Source organism: Mycobacterium sp. H4Y, from assembly GCF_000364405.1.
In the GTDB taxonomy this organism is placed as follows: Bacteria; Actinomycetota; Actinomycetes; order Mycobacteriales; family Mycobacteriaceae; genus Mycobacterium; species Mycobacterium intracellulare.
In genome coordinates, this window is sequence record NZ_AKIG01000002.1 from 217,993 (window position 1) to 233,574 (window position 15,582).

Below are 15,582 nucleotides of genomic sequence, written 5' to 3' on the forward strand. Positions count from 1 at the left end.
TACCACGGCGCGCCTAGTGATGTGTGATGCAGGCCACATCTGCGCGTGATATGCTGCGGGCGTCACAACCAAGGGGATTTCATGGTGGGCGTGAATCGTACGAACAAGGCCATGGTCACGCCTCGTTCCGGCGCGGCGGTGAATTCGCACCGGCTGTTCATGGCGTTTCTGGCCGTCACGATATTCATCAGCGCGGTCGCCGGCGTCGTCGCCGCGGCGTCGACGGGACACGAGACCGCCGCGCTCGTCATCGCGCTCGTGGCCGGCGGGAGTTTCATGACGGCCGCATTCTGCTAGATCCGCGACGTCGATTGGCGCGATGCGCCCAGTTATTTCGGTGGAGCTAAGGGGACTCGAACCCCTGACCCCCACACTGCCAGTGTGGTGCGCTACCAGCTGCGCCATAGCCCCAAGTCGTGCTCATCGAAGCTACACCACCGGTAACCGTCCTTCAAAGTTGCTGCTCAGGAAGATTCAACGTGTGCGGAGACGGCAAGGGGTCGGGCTCCGGAACGGGCACCGTCCGGGTCTCCGGGGCCACCACCCAGCCCACCGCGGCAATCAGCAAAACGATGCCGCTGATGATGAATCCCCAGCCGTAGCTCAGCCGCTCGGCGACCCAACCGAGCGTCATGGATCCGACGATCGCGCCCAGGTCGGACATCATCTGCACGGCCGCCACCGGACTGCCCGCGCGCGCCTCGCTGCCCAGGATGTCGGCGACGGCGGCCTGCATCGGCGACATGTAGATGCCCGTCACCGCCCCGACCACCACCGCGGCGACCAGAAACCTCGGCAATGACGACGCCGCGCCCAAGAAGATGGTCGCCGCGCCGGACAACGCCAGGCCCACGATCATCAACGTGCGCCGTCCCATCCGGTCGGACAGGTAGCCACTGGGGATCATGGCCAGCGCGTTGCCCCCGGCGAATGCCGCTAGCGCAATGCCGATGACGCCGACGCCGCGGCCCATGACGTCGGTGATGAACAAGGGGACCAGGGCGACGCGAAGGCCGAACGCCGACCAACCGGTCGCGAAGTTGGCCCCGAGCGAGGACCAATAGGCGCGCACGCGCAACGCCTCTCGCATCGTCACCGTCGACCGCGTCGGCGGCCCCGGGGCGGCCAGGGCCGAATTCCGCAAGCCGAAAAACAGCACCACCGCCACACCGAGCAAAGCGACGCCGTACACGATGAACGGCGCGGTGAGCCCCCAACCGGCCGCCAGGGCGCCGACGGCCGGGCCGCCCACTGCCCCGACCATGAACGACGTGGTGAAAAGGCCCGCGACCCGTCCGCGGGCGTCGGGCGGGCTGATATGGATCATCAGTCCCAGCGCCGAAACATAAAACATTGTCGATCCGATTCCGCTGATGACGCGGAAAGCCAGCAATTGCCAGTAAGCCTGGGAAAACGCACACGCGCCGGTGGAGACCGCGACGATCACCATCCCGCCGATGTAGATCCGCCGTTCCCCCAGCCGCTGGACCAGCTGCCCGCTGACCGGCGCAAAACACAGGCGGGCCAACGAAAAGACGGTGACCAGGAAGGTCACCGCCTTGATGCTGACGCCGAAACTGCGGGCGAAAGACGGCAGCGCCGGTGAAATGACTCCGTAACCAAGCGCGACCATGATATTTGCCCAGCTAAGGATCCAAACTTCGCGCGGCAGACGGGTCGAACGCGACGCGCGTCCCCCCGGACGGGTAAGGCGGAGGGAAAGGGTCACCCAATGACTTTATTAACTACCTCGCGCGCAGTTTCTTGCACCTCGGCTAAATGCTCTTCTCCGTTGAAAGATTCCGCATAAATCTTGTACACGTCTTCGGTTCCCGACGGTCGCGCGGCAAACCACGCGTTGGCTGTCGCCACCTTCAGTCCGCCCAATGGGGCGCCATTCCCGGGTGCAGCGGTCAGCTTGGCGGTGATGGGCTCCCCCGCCAGTTCCGTCGCGGTCACCTCGTCGGCGGACAGCTTGGCGAGCCGGGCCTTTTGGTCGCGGTCGGCGGGCGCGTCGACCCGCGCGTAGAACGGCGTGCCGTATTGGGCGGTCAACTGTTGATAGCGCTGGGAGGGACTCGTCCCCGTGACGGCCAGCATCTCCGAGGCCAGCAGGGCCAGGATGATGCCGTCCTTGTCGGTGGTCCACACCGACCCGTCACGCCGCAGGAACGACGCACCGGCCGATTCCTCGCCGCCGAAGCCGATGCCGCCCTCGATCAGGCCGTCGACGAACCACTTGAAGCCGACCGGCACCTCGATGAGCTTGCGGCCGATGCCGGCGACCACCCGGTCGATCATCGACGAACTGACCGCGGTCTTGCCGACCGCGATGCCGCCCGGCCACGATGGCCGCTGCGTGTACAGGTATTCGATGGCCACCGCCAGGTAGTGGTTCGGGTTGAGCAGCCCCGCGTCGGGGGTGACGATGCCGTGGCGGTCCGAGTCGGCGTCGTTGCCCGTGGCGATCTGGTAGCGGCCGGGGTTGTCGGACATCGCGCGGATGAGTCCCGCCATCGCGTCCGGTGAGCTGCAGTCCATCCGGATCTTGCCGTCGTGGTCGAGCGTCATGAACCGCCATGTGGCGTCGACCAGCGGATTGACCACGGTCAGATCCAGGCGGTGCCGGGTGGCGATCTCGCCCCAGTAGTCCACGCTCGCCCCGCCCAGCGGGTCGGCGCCGATCCGCACCCCGGCCGCGCGGATGGCATCGATGTCGACCACGTTGGGCAGGTCGTCGATGTAGTTACCGAGGTAGTCGTGGCGCTGCGCGGTCTGCAGCGCGCGGGCCAGCGGGATGCGCTTGACGCCCGAGCCGTCGCGCAGAATCTCGTTGGCGCGCTTGGCGATTGCGTTGGTGGCGTCGGTGTCGGCTGGGCCGCCGTTGGGCGGGTTGTATTTGAAGCCCCCGTCCGAGGGCGGGTTGTGCGACGGCGTCACGACGATCCCGTCGGCCGGCGCGTCGGTGCGACCGCGGTTGTAGGTGAGGATGGCGTGGCTGACCGCCGGGGTCGGCGTATACCGGTCGCGGCTGTCCACCACCGCTACTACGTCGTTGGCGGCCAGCACCTCCAGCGCGGAGACCCAGGCCGGCTCGGAGAGGCCGTGCGTGTCCCGGCCGATGAACAACGGGCCTGTAATGCCGTGGGCGGCGCGGTACTCGACGATGGCCTGGGTGATCGCCAGGATGTGCGCCTCGTTGAACGCCCCATTGAGCGCCGACCCGCGGTGGCCCGACGTGCCGAATGCCACCTGCTGGGCGACGTCGCCGGGATCGGGCTGAATCGAGTAATAGGCCGTCACCAGGTGGGGCAGATCGACAAGGTCTTCGGGTTGGGCCGGCTGACCGGCGCGAGGGTTGGCCACCATGGTTACCAATTCTGCCCGTCTCCCGGCGCCCCCGGCCTGCGCCGGTCTGGACTCCCGCCATACGCTGCGTAGCGCACCGGCAAACGAAGGGAATCGACGCCAGTGGCGCAACGGGACTATCGCGAATTGGCCGCGGTGTTTGCCGGTGGGGCGCTGGGCTCCCTGGCCCGGGCCGCCCTGAGCGACCTCGCCGGCGGCCACCCAGAGAGCTGGCCGTGGCCGACGTTCACGGTCAACATCGTCGGGGCGTTTCTGGTGGGCTACTTCACCACCCGGCTGCTGGAGCGGTTGCCGACGTCGAGCTATCGGCGCCCGCTTCTGGGCACCGGATTGTGCGGCGGTTTAACGACTTTCTCCACGATGCAGGTCGAGACGGTGAGGATGATCGAGCACGGTCATTGGGGGCTGGCCGTCGGCTACACCGTCGCCAGCATCGTGCTCGGGCTGCTGGCGGTGCACCTGGCCACCAAGTTGGTGCGCCGGGTGCGGGTGCGCCGATGACCACCGCGACGACTGCCCTGGTGTGGCTGGGCGTCGCGTTCATCGGCGGCGTCGGATCGGTGCTGCGCTTTGTGATCGACCGTGCGGTCGCGCGCCGGGTGTCCCGGCCGTTCCCGTTCGGCACGCTCGTCGTAAATATCAGTGGCGCAGCGCTTCTCGGATTTCTCGGGGGTTTGGCGCTCAACAAGGAGGCCGCCCTGCTGGCCGGCACGGCGTTCGTCGGCGCATACACCACGTTTTCGACCTGGATGCTGGAAACGCAGCGACTCGGCGAGGAGCGCCAGCTGCGCTCCTCGCTCGCCAACATCGTCGTCAGCGTGGTGTTGGGCGTAGCGGCGGCGTTCATCGGGCAGCGCCTCGCCGAGCTGTTCTGAGTCAGGCGTCGGGCCGACGGGGAATGTCCTTGGGGGTGCGGGGCAGCACGTAGAGGGCCATGCGCCGATTCGCCATGTCGTGTTCGCCGAGGAATGCGCAGCCGCCACGCTCACAGAACTTGCGCGCCAACGCATTGCGGTGGTCGGGGTCGAACATGATTCTGCGACACCGGGGATCGAGCGTGAAGATGCTGCCCACCAAGTGCGGCAGCAGGTAACCGACGTGTCCCCGCTGGATGTAATCCAAATCGGCGACCGCGACGTGCAAGCCCAGATCGTAGGGATCGTGGTCGTAGCGGGTGGCGATGGAATCCTTTGCCGCCCTGTATAACTCGATATAGGCGCGGTCCACCCCATCGTGCAGCGCCAGGAACGGACGAGAAAAGCCCCCGTCGAGCTGCGCCCGCAGGTATCGATGCCACCGCGCCACCGGCCAGTGGGACTCCCAGGCTTCGACCAGGTGCGGGCGGCCCATCCACTCGGCGATCATCTCGGCGTCGGCGTCCGGCTCGGCAAGACGCAAACCGTACGGCTCGGGCAGGTCCGGGATCGGCGGCGGCGGGACGCTGCGGATCTCCTCGGGAAGATCAGTCAATTCCCGGGGGAGGACGCGTTCCGCGTCGCCCATGTCAGTGGGCTCCGAGGAGCTTCGCCAGGACGACCGCCTGGCTGATGTCCACCTCGCGGGTGGCCGTGACCAACGTGACCGGACCCCGCTTGGCAAGCTTGCGCAACTCCGCCAGCGCGGCGCTGTCGCGCAGTTCCGCCTCGTAACGCGAGGTGAACTCGTCGAATCGTTCGGCCCGGTGTTGGTACCACTCGCGGAGGTCCTTCGAGGGTGCGACCTCCTTGCACCAGATGCCCACCCGCGGGTCGTCTTTCCGCATGCCGCGCGGCCAGACCCGATCGACCAGCACGCGCTGACCCTCGTCAGCGCCGACGTCGTCGTAGACCCGCGCGACTCGGATCCGCCCTCTGGGGCTCACATGCCCAGAGTAGCCACGGGCCCGCTTGTCAGTGGGCACAATTACTATCGAAAGTATGTTCGAGGAATTGATCGCCGTCGATCCGGCAGCCGATGAATCGTCGCTGGTAGAGCGTATCGCCGAGCTGGAGACGCTCAAGTCCGCGGCGGCCGCCGGCCAGGCCCGGGCGGCGGCCGCCCTGGACGCGGCGCGTCGAGCCACCGAAGCGGCCAGCGGGGTGCCCGCGGCGCGCCGCGGACGCGGCGTGGCAAGCGAGGTCGCCCTGGCGCGACGGGACTCCCCCGCGCGGGGCGGCCGGCATCTGGGTTTCGCCAAAGCCCTGGTGCACGAGATGCCGCACACGCTGGCCGCCCTGGAATGCGGGGCCCTGTCGGAGTGGCGGGCGACGCTGATCGTGCGCGAGAGCGCATGCCTGGACGTCGAGGACCGCCGCGCCTTGGACGCGGAGATGTGTGCCGACCCGGCGAGCCTGAGCGGCATGGGCGACGCGCGAGTGGCCGCGGCCGCGAAGGCGATCGCCTATCGGCTCGATCCGCACGCCATCGTCGAGCGGGCGGCCAAGGCCGAGGAAGACCGCACCGTCACCATTCGCCCGGCGCCCGACACCATGAGCTATGTCACCGCGTTATTGCCGGTGGCTCAGGGGGTTTCGGTGTATGCCACGCTGCGCCGCGAGGCAGACACCTGCGGCGACGGGCGAACGCGCGGGCAGGTGATGGCCGACACGCTGGTGGAAAGGGCCACCGGCCGCAGCGCAACGGTCCCCACCCCGGTCGCGGTCAACCTCGCGCTGACCGACGAGACGCTGCTCGGCGGTGACGATGCGCCGGCCGACGTCGCCGGCTACGGCCCCATCCCCGCGTCGGTCGCGCGCAGCATGGTCGCCGAGGCCGCCGCCGATCGACGTTCGCGAGCGACCCTGCGCAGGCTCTACACGCATCCCCAATCCGGGGCGCTGGTGGCCATGGAGTCACGAGCGCGACTCTTCCCGCAGGGCCTGGCCGCGTTCATCGGGCTCCGCGATCAACACTGCCGCACTCCCTACTGCGACGCGCCGATCAGGCACCGCGACCACGCGCAGCCGTGGGCCGACGGCGGCCCGACCACCGCGGACAACGGCCTCGGATTGTGCGAACACTGCAACTACGTCAAGGAAAATGCGGGGTGGCGGGTGAGCACGAGCGTCGACGAAACCCACACCCATACGGCGCTTTTCACGACGCCCACAGGCACAACCTACCGTTCGACGGCGCCGCCGCGCGGCCCCACCATCACGATGAGCAAGCTCGAAGTCCGCGTCGGCGTCGCGCTCGCGCGACATGCGGCCTGACACTCAGTAGTGATAGGTGTCCGACGGCGCGGGTGAGTGATCGCGCTCTTCCTCGTCGATGTCCAACGCCTCGATACCGTACGCGCGAGCCAACTCGAGGATCTTGGTCGCCCGCGCGATGCGGGGCAGATCGGAGCCGTTGCGGATCTCTCCCCCGTCACGTTCGAACTCGGCGAAAAACTCTTTCGCCCAAGAAATTTCGTCCTGCGACGGCGACAGACCCTCATTGACGACGGCGCACTGGTCGGGTGTCAGGCATATCTTGCCGGTCATCCCGAACTGGGTGGAGACCGCGGTGGCCTCGATCAGTTTCAGCGGATTGGAGCCGATGGTCGGGCCGTCGATCGCGCTGGGCAGGTCGGCGGCCTTGGAGGCGATGGTGAAGCGAGATCGCGTGTAGGCCAGCGTCGCCGGGTCGTCCCCGAAGCCGGTGTCCCGGCGGAAGTCCCCGATACCGAACGCCAGCCGGAAGGTTCCCTTGGTCGCGGCGATCTCGGTGATGCGCTCGAGGCCTCGGGCCGTTTCGACCAGGGCGACGATCGGCACATCGGGCAGCCGCTTCGCGGTCTCGGTGACGTGGTCGACCGATTCGACCATCGCCAGCATCACCCCGCCGACCGGGGTGGTGGCCAGGGCGGCCAGGTCGTCCGCCCACCAGGGGGTGCCGAAGCCGTTGATGCGGACCCAGTCCACGTTGCCGGCGCCCAGCCAACTCACCACGTTGTCGCGCGCGGCGTGCTTGTCTTTGGGCGCGACCGCGTCCTCGATGTCGAAAACGACGATGTCGGCGCGCGAGTCCACCGCGGACTGGAACCGGTCGGGATGCGTGCCGTTGACCAGCAGCCAGCTTCGGGCCAGTACCGGGTCGATGCGAGAGCCGATGTCTTCGGGTGCGGCGGCGCTGCTGTTGACCTGTTCGTACATTTCGCTGATCTGTCGTCTTCTCGTGGTTTCGAATGGCGGGCGTGTGCCCCTTAACCGTAGCGATGTCCCGAACAACCGGTCGGGCAATCCCCCGCGGACGTGCTGACGCCTCGGCCGCGCCGCCCGCGGAGCTCCTGAGCGGAGCGGCGAATCGCCGGACCGTCCAGCAAACGAAACGGACCCGCCGCCGAGTTTCGCCGTGGCCGCCCGGGGTAGCCACCTCCCTGGACGTCGCGGCCGCCGGCCGACGCCGTTTCCTGCGGAGACTAGAGCACCCTGGTCCCCAGAAGCCTCTCGATCAGCCGCCTGGCCGCGACCGAGAAAACCCACGAGGAGTAAACATGCGTAGGGCCATTGCAATCGTTTCAACCACCGGGGCGCTGTTGTTCGGTGGAGCAGGTGTCGCCAATGCCGCCGTTCCGAGCGCTCCGGCGCCGTCGCCGACCACAACGACGTTGGCGGACAACGACAATAGTCAGCACAGCGACAACAGCGGACTGTGGGGCCTTCTCGGCCTCCTCGGCTTGGGCGGGCTTGCCGGGCTGATGCGCCGCAAGGACGCCGCCGCGCGCCCCGGCGTCGCACCGACCACCCCTCGCGACCGCGGCGTCTAACCCTTCGCCGACCTGTGGGCACCGGGTTTGGCGACGAAATATATTGTTCCCCAACGTATCCCGGTTTCAGTTAGCCCGGCCGAACGGCGTCCCGCACCGCGGGGCGCCGTTTGGCCGTATCTGCAGCGGGTATACCTTGCCAAGCCGCACACAGCCCAGCGTGCGTTTCACAACTCCCGATCACTGGAGGTATCGGCGATGGCCGACATGATTATCCAGTCACCCGACGAGGTCGTCGCGTTCCTGAAAGCACAGCACAACCTCATCGAGGACATGTTTGACCAGGTGCTGCACGCTACGGATCCCAAAGCGCGGGAAGAGCCGTTCGCGGCGCTGCGCCAACTGCTGGCGGTCCATGAAACCGCCGAGGAAATGATCGTGCACCCGCGCGCACGCAAGGAGGCCGACGACGGCGACGCGATCGTCGACGCCCGCCTGAATGAAGAACATGGGGCCAAGGAGCTGCTGTCGCAGATCGAGCAGCTCGACGTCACCTCGCAGCGGTTCATCGACGAACTCACCAAACTGCGCGAGGCCGTGCTCGAGCACGCCAAGCAGGAGGAGACCGAGGAATTCCCGGTCCTCACACGCCAGCTCGACGACGACGATCTCAAGCGGATGGGCACGGCGGTGCGCGCCGCCGAAGCCATCGCGCCGACCCACCCCCACCCCGGCGTCGAGTCGGCAAAGCTGAACTTCGCACTCGGCCCGTTTGCCTCCATGCTCGATCGGGCCCGCGACCTCATCGGACATGCCGTCGGCTGAGTTTCCGTAGGCTCGATCAAATGAGCGTTGCCCCGGACACCACCGTTGCCCTGCAAGACCGGTTCTTCCGCGAATTGCCGGAAATGGCGGTCCGCTGGCAAGCCGAGACATTTCCCGAGTTGCGGTTGCTCGTGCTCAACGACCGGCTCGCCGAGAGTCTCGGGCTCGACGCCGCCTGGCTGCGCGGCGACGACGGGCTGCGCTTCCTGACGGGCAACCTGGTGCCCAGCGGGGCCACCCCCGTCGCCCAGGCCTATGCGGGGCATCAGTTCGGCGGCTTCGTCCCTCGATTGGGCGACGGTCGCGCGCTGCTCCTCGGCGAGCTCGTGGACACCGACGGGCGGCTGCGCGACATCCACCTGAAAGGCTCCGGAGCCACACCGTTCGCCCGGGGCGGGGACGGCCTGGCGGCCGTCGGACCGATGTTGCGCGAATACATCGTCAGCGAGGCGATGCACGCGTTGGGCGTCCCGACGACACGGTCGTTGGCCGTGGTCGGCACCGGCCGCCCGGTATATCGCGAAACCACACTGCCGGGCGCCGTGCTGACCCGGGTGGCCAGCAGCCACCTGCGGGTGGGCAGCTTCCAATACGCCGCGGCCACCGGCAACAAGGACCTACTGCGCCGCCTCGCCGACCATGCAATCGCCCGCCACCATCCCGCCGCGGCCGAGGCCGAACGCCCCTATCTCGCGTTGTTCGAAGCGGTCGTCGCGGTCCAGGCCGCGCTGATCGCCCAGTGGATGTTGGTCGGGTTCGTTCACGGGGTGATGAACACCGACAACATGACGATCTCCGGGGAAACGATCGACTATGGTCCCTGCGCGTTCATGGAGGCCTACGACCCGGACACGGTCTACAGTTCGATCGATTTCTGGGGCCGCTACGCCTACGGCAACCAGCCGGTCATCGCCGGTTGGAACCTCGCGCGCTTCGCCGAGACACTCCTTCCGTTGCTGTCGGACAGCAGCGAGGAGTCCATCGCACTGGCGGAGCAGTCGTTCGGGGTGTTCCAAGCCCGCTACGACGCGGTGTGGACCTCGGGCATGCGGGCCAAACTCGGCCTCTCCGCCGACGTGGATGCCGAATTCGCCACGGCCTTGGTCGAGGAGCTACTCCTTCTGCTCAAGCAAAACCACGTCGACTACACGTCGTTCTTCCGACAGCTCAGCCATGTCGCGCGAGGCGACGCGGAGCCCGCGCGCGGACTGTTCGTGGACCTGGCCGGCTTTGACGAGTGGTTGGCGCGCTGGCAAGCATTGCGCCCCGACGCCGACGCGATGGATCGCACCAACCCGATCTATATCCCGCGCAACCACCTGGTTGAGGAGGCCCTCACCGCGGCGACGGACGGCGATCTCGCGCCCGTCGAGCGGCTCCTGGCGGCGGTGACCGAGCCGTACGCGGAACGGCCCGGTTGGGAGCGCTACGCCAGCCCCGCCCCCGAGGACTTCGGGAAGTACCAAACCTTCTGCGGCACTTAGCCTTACGTTAGCTTAGCGAACTCGTCCTGCAACTCATCGAGGCGTTGCAGCGTCTGATCCCGCGGTTCCGTCGGCAGGTTCACCAAGAGGTGTTGCAATCCCAAATCTCGGTAGCCCTCGAGCTCAGCCGCCGTGGCCTCGCCGCCGTGGAAGTGGATCACCGGCACGTCCCGGCCGACCAGCTCGCGCAGTTGGTCCAGCTGCGGTGCTAGCTCTCCCGCCGAGCCTGTCATCGAGAGCCAGCCCGCGTTGAGCCGGGCGATGCGTTTGAAGCCCGCGGGTCCACAGCCCAGATACAGCGGCGGATACGGTTGCTGCACGGGCTTGGGCCAGCTGTAGATGGGATCGAAGTCCACGAATTCACCATGAAATTCGGCCTTTTCGCTCGTCCAGATCTGGATCATCGCGTCCAGGCGCTCGTCGACCACGCGTCCCCGGACCGCGGGATCGACGCCGTGGTTGGCGATCTCTTCGCGCAGCCACCCCACGCCCACGCCGAAGCGGAATCGACCCTGCGACACCAGGTCCAGCGACGCAACCTCCTTGGCGACGTGGATCGGATCGCGCTGCGGCACCAACGCGATGCCGGTGCCCACGAGGAGCCTCTCGGTGACGGCCGCCGCCGCCGTCAGCGCGACAAACGGATCGAGTGTGCGGTAGTACTTTCGCGGAATCGGTCCCCCGCTGGGGTACGGAGTTTTCGCGTCGACCGGAATGTGCGAGTGCTCGGCGAGAAAGAGCGATTCAAAACCGCGCTGCTCGAGCGCCTTACCCAGGTCCGCTGGAGCGATGCCCTCGTCGGTAACAAATGTCAGCACACCGAAACCCATGCCGCTCAGTCAACAGCATCTCCGCTCGGCTGTCAGCGCTCAGGCAGGCTCTGGCGCTTCGCCCGTCCGCCTGGCCGGACGTAGCGCGCCCCACAGCCCAGTGACGATCCCGACGACGGCGCCGCCCAGGCCGATCAGTTGCTGCGAGGGCTTCAACTCGCTGTGCACGCTCAACCCGCCGACCAGGTCGGCCACGTCGGCCCCGGCGGAGGCCAGGAACCAGCCGCGGGTGTTCTTGCCGCGCAGCGCCGCGCCCGCCAGCAGTGCACCGATCAGCGCGTCGCGATAACCCATCGATCGCAACAACAGTTGCGCCGTCGGCGTCGGCTCCTCGGGGTCGCCCCACAATTTGTTTGCGCGCAGGGGATCAACGAGAAACGAAACGCCAGAGGCGAGCCGAATGGTGCCCGCGGAGAGGCCGAACCGGTCGATTGACATGGTCCCTGAGCCTAGGAGCAAAAGCCCGTCTCGCGCACGCATTCGCTCCGAATGCCGGTCATGGCGCCGGGCATGCGTCGGCGATCTGCAGCGCGGCCGGCCACAGCACCGTGGCCACACCGAAGGCGAAGGCGTCGGCGGCGGCGGGTGACACCACTTCTATCCTTGCGTGAATTCGCTGGGTCTGCTCGGGGTGAAAAACGGTCCACGCGAAACCGATACAGAGGTAGGGAATCGCGAGCCACACGGCCAGCTCGATCAGCCCGCCGATGCTGACCTTGCGCCCGAGGACGCGCCGTACCGGGTCCATCGCATGTTCGATTTGGCCCATCACCGCACTCCCCGCTACCGCAACACCAGCTTCAAAGCGTAATCGACGACCGCGTCGAGATCATTGCCCAAATGACCGGCGAGCCACTGCTGGGCAAGCTCGGCCATCGCGCCGGTGTACATCGCCGCGGCGACCTCGGCGGCCACCGGATCGGAACCCGGGTTGAGACGCCAGCCCTCGGTCAGTACCCCCTGGCGCAACATGTCCTGGGTGGCGCGACGGCGGGCGGCCAGCACCGGGTTGGTGCGCGCATCGGTGAACAACACGCGGCCGCGCCGCGGATCGGCCGAGGAGAAGCCCAGCACGGCCGCGATGCCGGCGCGGGTGCGGGCGCCCAGCGAATCCCCCGCCTCCTCGATAGCGGCCGCGATCACCTCGGCGAGCTGCTCACTCAGCCGGTCGTAAACCGCGCCGAGCAGATCGTCGGTGTCGCCGAAGCTCTCGTAGAAATACCGGGTGTTCAACCCGCACTCCCGGCAGACCGAGCGGACCGAGACGGCGGCCTCGCCGCCGCTGCCGAACAGGCGATACGCGGCCTCGACGAGCAGCGCACGACGCTCGGCGCGGCGGTCCTTGAGCGGTACACCGGCCCACCGGGTGGGACTCGACATCCCTACAGCGTAGGTCGACACGGCGCGGGTCTTGTCACACCCGTAACCAAAACATATTCTGGTTACAGTCGTGACCAGAAGTCCCGAGGGAGTGATTCGTGTTCCTGCCACACCAGATAGTCGGGCAGATGATCAACAAGCGGTTGGACGACACCATGCGGCGGCGCTTCTTCCGCGGCATGGAATTCGCCGCGCCCGTCGGCGATCCGGGCTGGTTCGGTCCCGACAGCGCCGTGTGGCGCGTGCATTCGCACCTGCCCGCGTTGATCTTCGGCCTGTATTGCGCCGCCTTCATGGAATCCCTGGACCCGTCGATCTACTGGATGGGCATGCACCATTCGCGCCTGATCAAGCGCGACAGCAACGGAAACCCGATATCGCGCGTGCCGCAGATCGACCCCGAGGGCGCCGCGACGCGGCTGGGCCACTCGGTCGCCTTCTTCATCGGCACGGCGTACGGGTCGACGGAAACCGCCGAGCGCCTGGCGACGTCCGTGCGCGCGATGCATCACACCATCAAGGGCACCCGTCCCGACGGAGCCCGCTACGACGCCGACGATCCCGAGTGGCTGCGATGGAACTACGCGACGGTCGTCTGGGGGCTGGCCACCGCGCACGAGCTTTATCACCCAATGCCGTTGCGCGGCAAGAACCTCGACCGCTATTACGGCGAGTTCGTGCGGGTCGGACACGCCCTGGGCGGCACCGATCTGCCGACCACCAAGGCCGAGACGCTCGAGTGCCTGGAGTCGTACTTGCCGAAATTGGCTGTGACTCATGGGAAAGCGATGGGCACCGGCCCCAACGTTCCCATGCCGCAGGCGGCCGTCGACTGGGCCATTCGCGACACGATGCCGAAATGGGCCAAGCAGCTGCTGCAGCACCGTGACCCCAACATCATCGAACGCACCGCCCGTCGTACCGCGGTGTGGTCGATCATCAACGGGATCAACGCCGCGGCGGGCCCGACGCCGGAGTTTCGGCAGGCCCAGGCCCGGGTCAAAGGAGGCACCACCGTCCCCCACACCGTGCCGACCTACGTGCCCGGCACCGATCAGGTCCGCACCCGCTCCGAGGTGGAGCTCAGCTTCCAGTCGGTGTAACCGGCTGCCCTAGGTGCTGGGGGCAGTAAGCGCTCGCGGCGATCATGGTGAACTGTGCGGCGCCGTCCACGGTGAACCCCGGATTGCTCGACGACACGTTGTGGATGACGTCGACCTGGGGATGGCCCTGGTCCATCAGCTCGCACGCCCTTTTGCCGACCCCGACCGCGGTGGCGGGGCTCTCATAGGTGATGCCGGCCTTGTTGAGCGCGGTCAGGAAGCTCACATCCGCGGCTGAATTGCCGGCCGGATCGGCGTGCGCCGGCGTGGCCACACCGATGAAGACGACGAAGCCCGCAAGCACTACAGGGATGCGCATGGCTTCATCTTGGTACAGAGCCGCGGTCCTGGCGCCGGCAGCCCGGGCCACCTGGGCGAAGGACCTAGGTGTGGTACACAGTGGCTATGTCCGCGCTGATCCATCAACCCTGTTGAGAGCCCCAGCGTGCACGACGATCGACTGCTGAGTCCCGGCCGGACGTGCTGGCGTACGGCGCGTGCCGACAAGTTCGCCCCCATCGTCGATGCGGCGGACTACTTCAAACACGTCAAGGCAGCGATGCTGCGCGCCCGCCACCGAATCATGCTGATCGGCTGGGATTTCGACTCCCGAGTGACGTTCGAGCGCGGCCGCAAGACGCTGCCCGGCCCGAACCAGCTCGGCACCTTCCTTTATTGGATGCTGTGGAAGCGCCCGGGTCTGGACATCTACCTGCTGAAGTCCAATTTGCGTCTGCTCCCGGCCTTCGATGGCCTCTGGTACGGGCTTGCCCCGGTATCGCTGGTGAACCAGATCAGCAGTAAGCGAATGCACTTCGCCATCGACGGCGCCCATCCGCTCGGCTCGGTGCATCATCAGAAGATCGTCGTCGTCGACGACGCGGTGGCCTTCTGCGGCGGCATCGACCTCACCCTTGACCGCTGGGACACCCGCGCCCATGAGCATGTCAACCGCCACCGCCGCACGGCACGCCGCAGCTACGGGCCACGGCACGACGTCGGGGCCGCGGTCGACGGTGCGGCGGCGCGGGCTCTTGGCGAGCAAGCGTTGGCGCGGTGGCAGACGGCGACGCAACAAGCGTTGGCGCCCGTGGAGGCACGGCACAGCGCGTGGCCCGGCAAGCTGGAACCGACGCTGCGCAACGTGGACATCGGGATCGCGCTCACCCTGCCCGAACTGGACGATCGCCCCGAGGTCCGCGAGGTCGAGGCGCTCAACCTTGCCGCCATAGCGGCGGCCCGCGACACCATCTACGTGGAGAACCAATACCTGGCGTCGCGCACCATCGCCGACGCCCTGGCGGCGCGGCTGCGGGAAGCCGACGGCCCGGAGATCGTCATCGTGCTTGCGCGCAAAGGCAATAACCCGCTCGAACGGGGAACGATGGACAGCGCACGCCACCTCCTGCTTCACCAGCTGTGGGAAGCCGACGAGCATGACCGGTTGGGCATCTACTGGCCGGTGACCGACCGCGGCGCGCCGATCTACATCCACTCCAAGGTGCTGGCGGTCGACGATCGGCTGCTGCGGATCGGGTCGTCGAATTTCAACAACCGGTCATTGGGATTCGACAGCGAATGCGATGTGGCCATCGAGGCGCCGCCGGCGAGTTCCGACGATGACGTGCGCCGTGAAATCGCCTCCGTGCGAAACGGTTTGGTGGCCGAGCACTTAGGAGTGTCGCCCGGCGAGCTCGACAGAGCGATCGCCGAACACCGGTCGGTGCACAAGGCCGTCGAGGCGCTTCGGGGCGACGGCAAGACGTTGCAGCCCTTCACCGAGCGCACCGTGGCCGATGAGGCGGGCCCGCTGGCCGAGAACGAGCTGATGGACCCCGACCATGTGCCGCGGTCGCTGAGCCGAAGCGTGCAACGCTTCATCACCGGCCTCCGGGGTTAACGCGCCGGCGATTGGGGTGTGA

At 67.4% G+C, this 15,582-nt stretch carries 19 protein-coding genes and 1 tRNA gene; 9 read left to right on the forward strand and 11 right to left on the reverse strand.

The annotated features are described in order from the left end of the window. Positions 1-81 precede the first annotated feature (81 nt). Complete coding sequence (locus W7U_RS14795; protein WP_009954684.1) at positions 82-297, forward strand: hypothetical protein; 216 nt, start codon at positions 82-84, stop codon at positions 295-297. A gap of 41 nt (positions 298-338) precedes the next feature. Here W7U_RS14795 and W7U_RS14800 read toward each other — a convergent pair. From W7U_RS14800 to pgm, 3 genes are all read right to left on the reverse strand, one after another. Next, a tRNA-Ala gene (locus tag W7U_RS14800) sits at positions 339-411 on the reverse strand. A gap of 40 nt (positions 412-451) precedes the next feature. Further along, a complete protein-coding gene (locus tag W7U_RS14805) occupies positions 452-1,654 on the reverse strand; it encodes an MFS transporter (RefSeq protein WP_257790679.1) in 1,203 nt (400 codons plus the stop codon). A 71-nt stretch (positions 1,655-1,725) separates the two neighbouring features. After that, positions 1,726-3,369 carry a phosphoglucomutase (alpha-D-glucose-1,6-bisphosphate-dependent) gene (gene pgm, locus W7U_RS14810; protein ID WP_020823294.1) on the reverse strand — a complete coding sequence of 548 codons (1,644 nt, stop codon included), beginning with the start codon at positions 3,367-3,369 and terminating at the stop codon, positions 1,726-1,728. Between the two features lie 102 nt (positions 3,370-3,471). Between pgm and crcB (W7U_RS14815) the strand changes: the two genes are divergently transcribed. Both crcB (W7U_RS14815) and crcB (W7U_RS14820) read left to right on the forward strand, forming a co-directional pair. Next, positions 3,472-3,870, forward strand: a complete 399-nt coding sequence (gene crcB / locus W7U_RS14815) for a fluoride efflux transporter CrcB (RefSeq protein ID WP_008259297.1) — start codon at positions 3,472-3,474, stop codon at positions 3,868-3,870. Beyond that, positions 3,867-4,244 (forward strand): fluoride efflux transporter CrcB, encoded by a 378-nt coding sequence (gene crcB / locus W7U_RS14820; protein WP_008259299.1) that lies wholly within the window; start codon positions 3,867-3,869, stop codon positions 4,242-4,244. The genes crcB (W7U_RS14815) and crcB (W7U_RS14820) overlap by 4 nt, the downstream gene beginning before the upstream one ends. 1 nt (position 4,245) lies before the next feature. On the opposite strand, the gene W7U_RS14825 is transcribed toward crcB (W7U_RS14820), so the two are convergent. Further along, positions 4,246-4,872: a GNAT family N-acetyltransferase gene (locus W7U_RS14825; protein ID WP_008259302.1), complete on the reverse strand. Its 627-nt coding sequence runs from the start codon at positions 4,870-4,872 to the stop codon at positions 4,246-4,248. 1 nt (position 4,873) lies between these two features. Further along, on the reverse strand, positions 4,874-5,230 hold the full coding sequence (locus tag W7U_RS14830; RefSeq protein WP_008259304.1) for a DUF488 family protein: 357 nt from the start codon (positions 5,228-5,230) through the stop codon (positions 4,874-4,876). Between the two features lie 55 nt (positions 5,231-5,285). Here W7U_RS14830 and W7U_RS14835 point away from each other — a divergent pair, with 55 nt between their 5' ends. Further along, positions 5,286-6,560 (forward strand): HNH endonuclease signature motif containing protein, encoded by a 1,275-nt coding sequence (locus W7U_RS14835; protein WP_008259306.1) that lies wholly within the window; start codon positions 5,286-5,288, stop codon positions 6,558-6,560. 3 nt (positions 6,561-6,563) lie between these two features. On the opposite strand, the gene W7U_RS14840 is transcribed toward W7U_RS14835, so the two are convergent. Further along, positions 6,564-7,493 (reverse strand): CoA ester lyase, encoded by a 930-nt coding sequence (locus W7U_RS14840; RefSeq protein WP_170320621.1) that lies wholly within the window; start codon positions 7,491-7,493, stop codon positions 6,564-6,566. A 332-nt stretch (positions 7,494-7,825) separates the two neighbouring features. Here W7U_RS14840 and W7U_RS14845 point away from each other — a divergent pair, with 332 nt between their 5' ends. From W7U_RS14845 to W7U_RS14855, 3 genes are all read left to right on the forward strand, one after another. Beyond that, positions 7,826-8,098 carry a WGxxGxxG family protein gene (locus W7U_RS14845; RefSeq protein WP_014380816.1) on the forward strand — a complete coding sequence of 91 codons (273 nt, stop codon included), beginning with the start codon at positions 7,826-7,828 and terminating at the stop codon, positions 8,096-8,098. A gap of 198 nt (positions 8,099-8,296) precedes the next feature. After that, a complete protein-coding gene (locus tag W7U_RS14850) occupies positions 8,297-8,863 on the forward strand; it encodes a hemerythrin domain-containing protein (protein WP_008259311.1) in 567 nt (188 codons plus the stop codon). 20 nt (positions 8,864-8,883) lie between these two features. Beyond that, positions 8,884-10,347 (forward strand): protein adenylyltransferase SelO, encoded by a 1,464-nt coding sequence (locus tag W7U_RS14855; RefSeq protein WP_008259313.1) that lies wholly within the window; start codon positions 8,884-8,886, stop codon positions 10,345-10,347. A gap of 2 nt (positions 10,348-10,349) precedes the next feature. Here W7U_RS14855 and W7U_RS14860 read toward each other — a convergent pair whose 3' ends face one another. Genes W7U_RS14860 through W7U_RS14875 form a run of 4 tightly spaced genes read right to left on the reverse strand, consistent with a single transcriptional unit; the run spans position 10,350 to position 12,557 of the window. Further along, complete coding sequence (locus tag W7U_RS14860; RefSeq protein ID WP_008259314.1) at positions 10,350-11,177, reverse strand: LLM class F420-dependent oxidoreductase; 828 nt, start codon at positions 11,175-11,177, stop codon at positions 10,350-10,352. Positions 11,178-11,216: 39 nt separating this feature from the next. Continuing rightward, positions 11,217-11,615 (reverse strand): DUF4267 domain-containing protein, encoded by a 399-nt coding sequence (locus W7U_RS14865; RefSeq protein ID WP_008259317.1) that lies wholly within the window; start codon positions 11,613-11,615, stop codon positions 11,217-11,219. 58 nt (positions 11,616-11,673) lie between these two features. Continuing rightward, positions 11,674-11,946, reverse strand: coding sequence for a hypothetical protein (locus W7U_RS14870; protein WP_008259319.1), 273 nt, complete (start codon positions 11,944-11,946; stop codon positions 11,674-11,676). 14 nt (positions 11,947-11,960) lie between these two features. Next, positions 11,961-12,557 (reverse strand): TetR/AcrR family transcriptional regulator, encoded by a 597-nt coding sequence (locus W7U_RS14875; protein ID WP_008259321.1) that lies wholly within the window; start codon positions 12,555-12,557, stop codon positions 11,961-11,963. Positions 12,558-12,655: 98 nt separating this feature from the next. On the opposite strand from W7U_RS14875, the gene W7U_RS14880 reads away from it, so the two are divergent. Then, positions 12,656-13,660, forward strand: a complete 1,005-nt coding sequence (locus W7U_RS14880; RefSeq protein WP_014942720.1) for an oxygenase MpaB family protein — start codon at positions 12,656-12,658, stop codon at positions 13,658-13,660. Here W7U_RS14880 and W7U_RS14885 read toward each other — a convergent pair. Beyond that, a complete protein-coding gene (locus tag W7U_RS14885; protein ID WP_014942721.1) occupies positions 13,641-13,979 on the reverse strand; it encodes a DUF732 domain-containing protein in 339 nt (112 codons plus the stop codon). The two genes, W7U_RS14880 and W7U_RS14885, sit on opposite strands and share 20 nt — an antisense overlap. Positions 13,980-14,105: 126 nt before the next feature. On the opposite strand from W7U_RS14885, the gene W7U_RS14890 reads away from it, so the two are divergent. Next, positions 14,106-15,560: a phospholipase D-like domain-containing protein gene (locus W7U_RS14890; protein WP_008259327.1), complete on the forward strand. Its 1,455-nt coding sequence runs from the start codon at positions 14,106-14,108 to the stop codon at positions 15,558-15,560. Positions 15,561-15,582 lie beyond the last annotated feature (22 nt).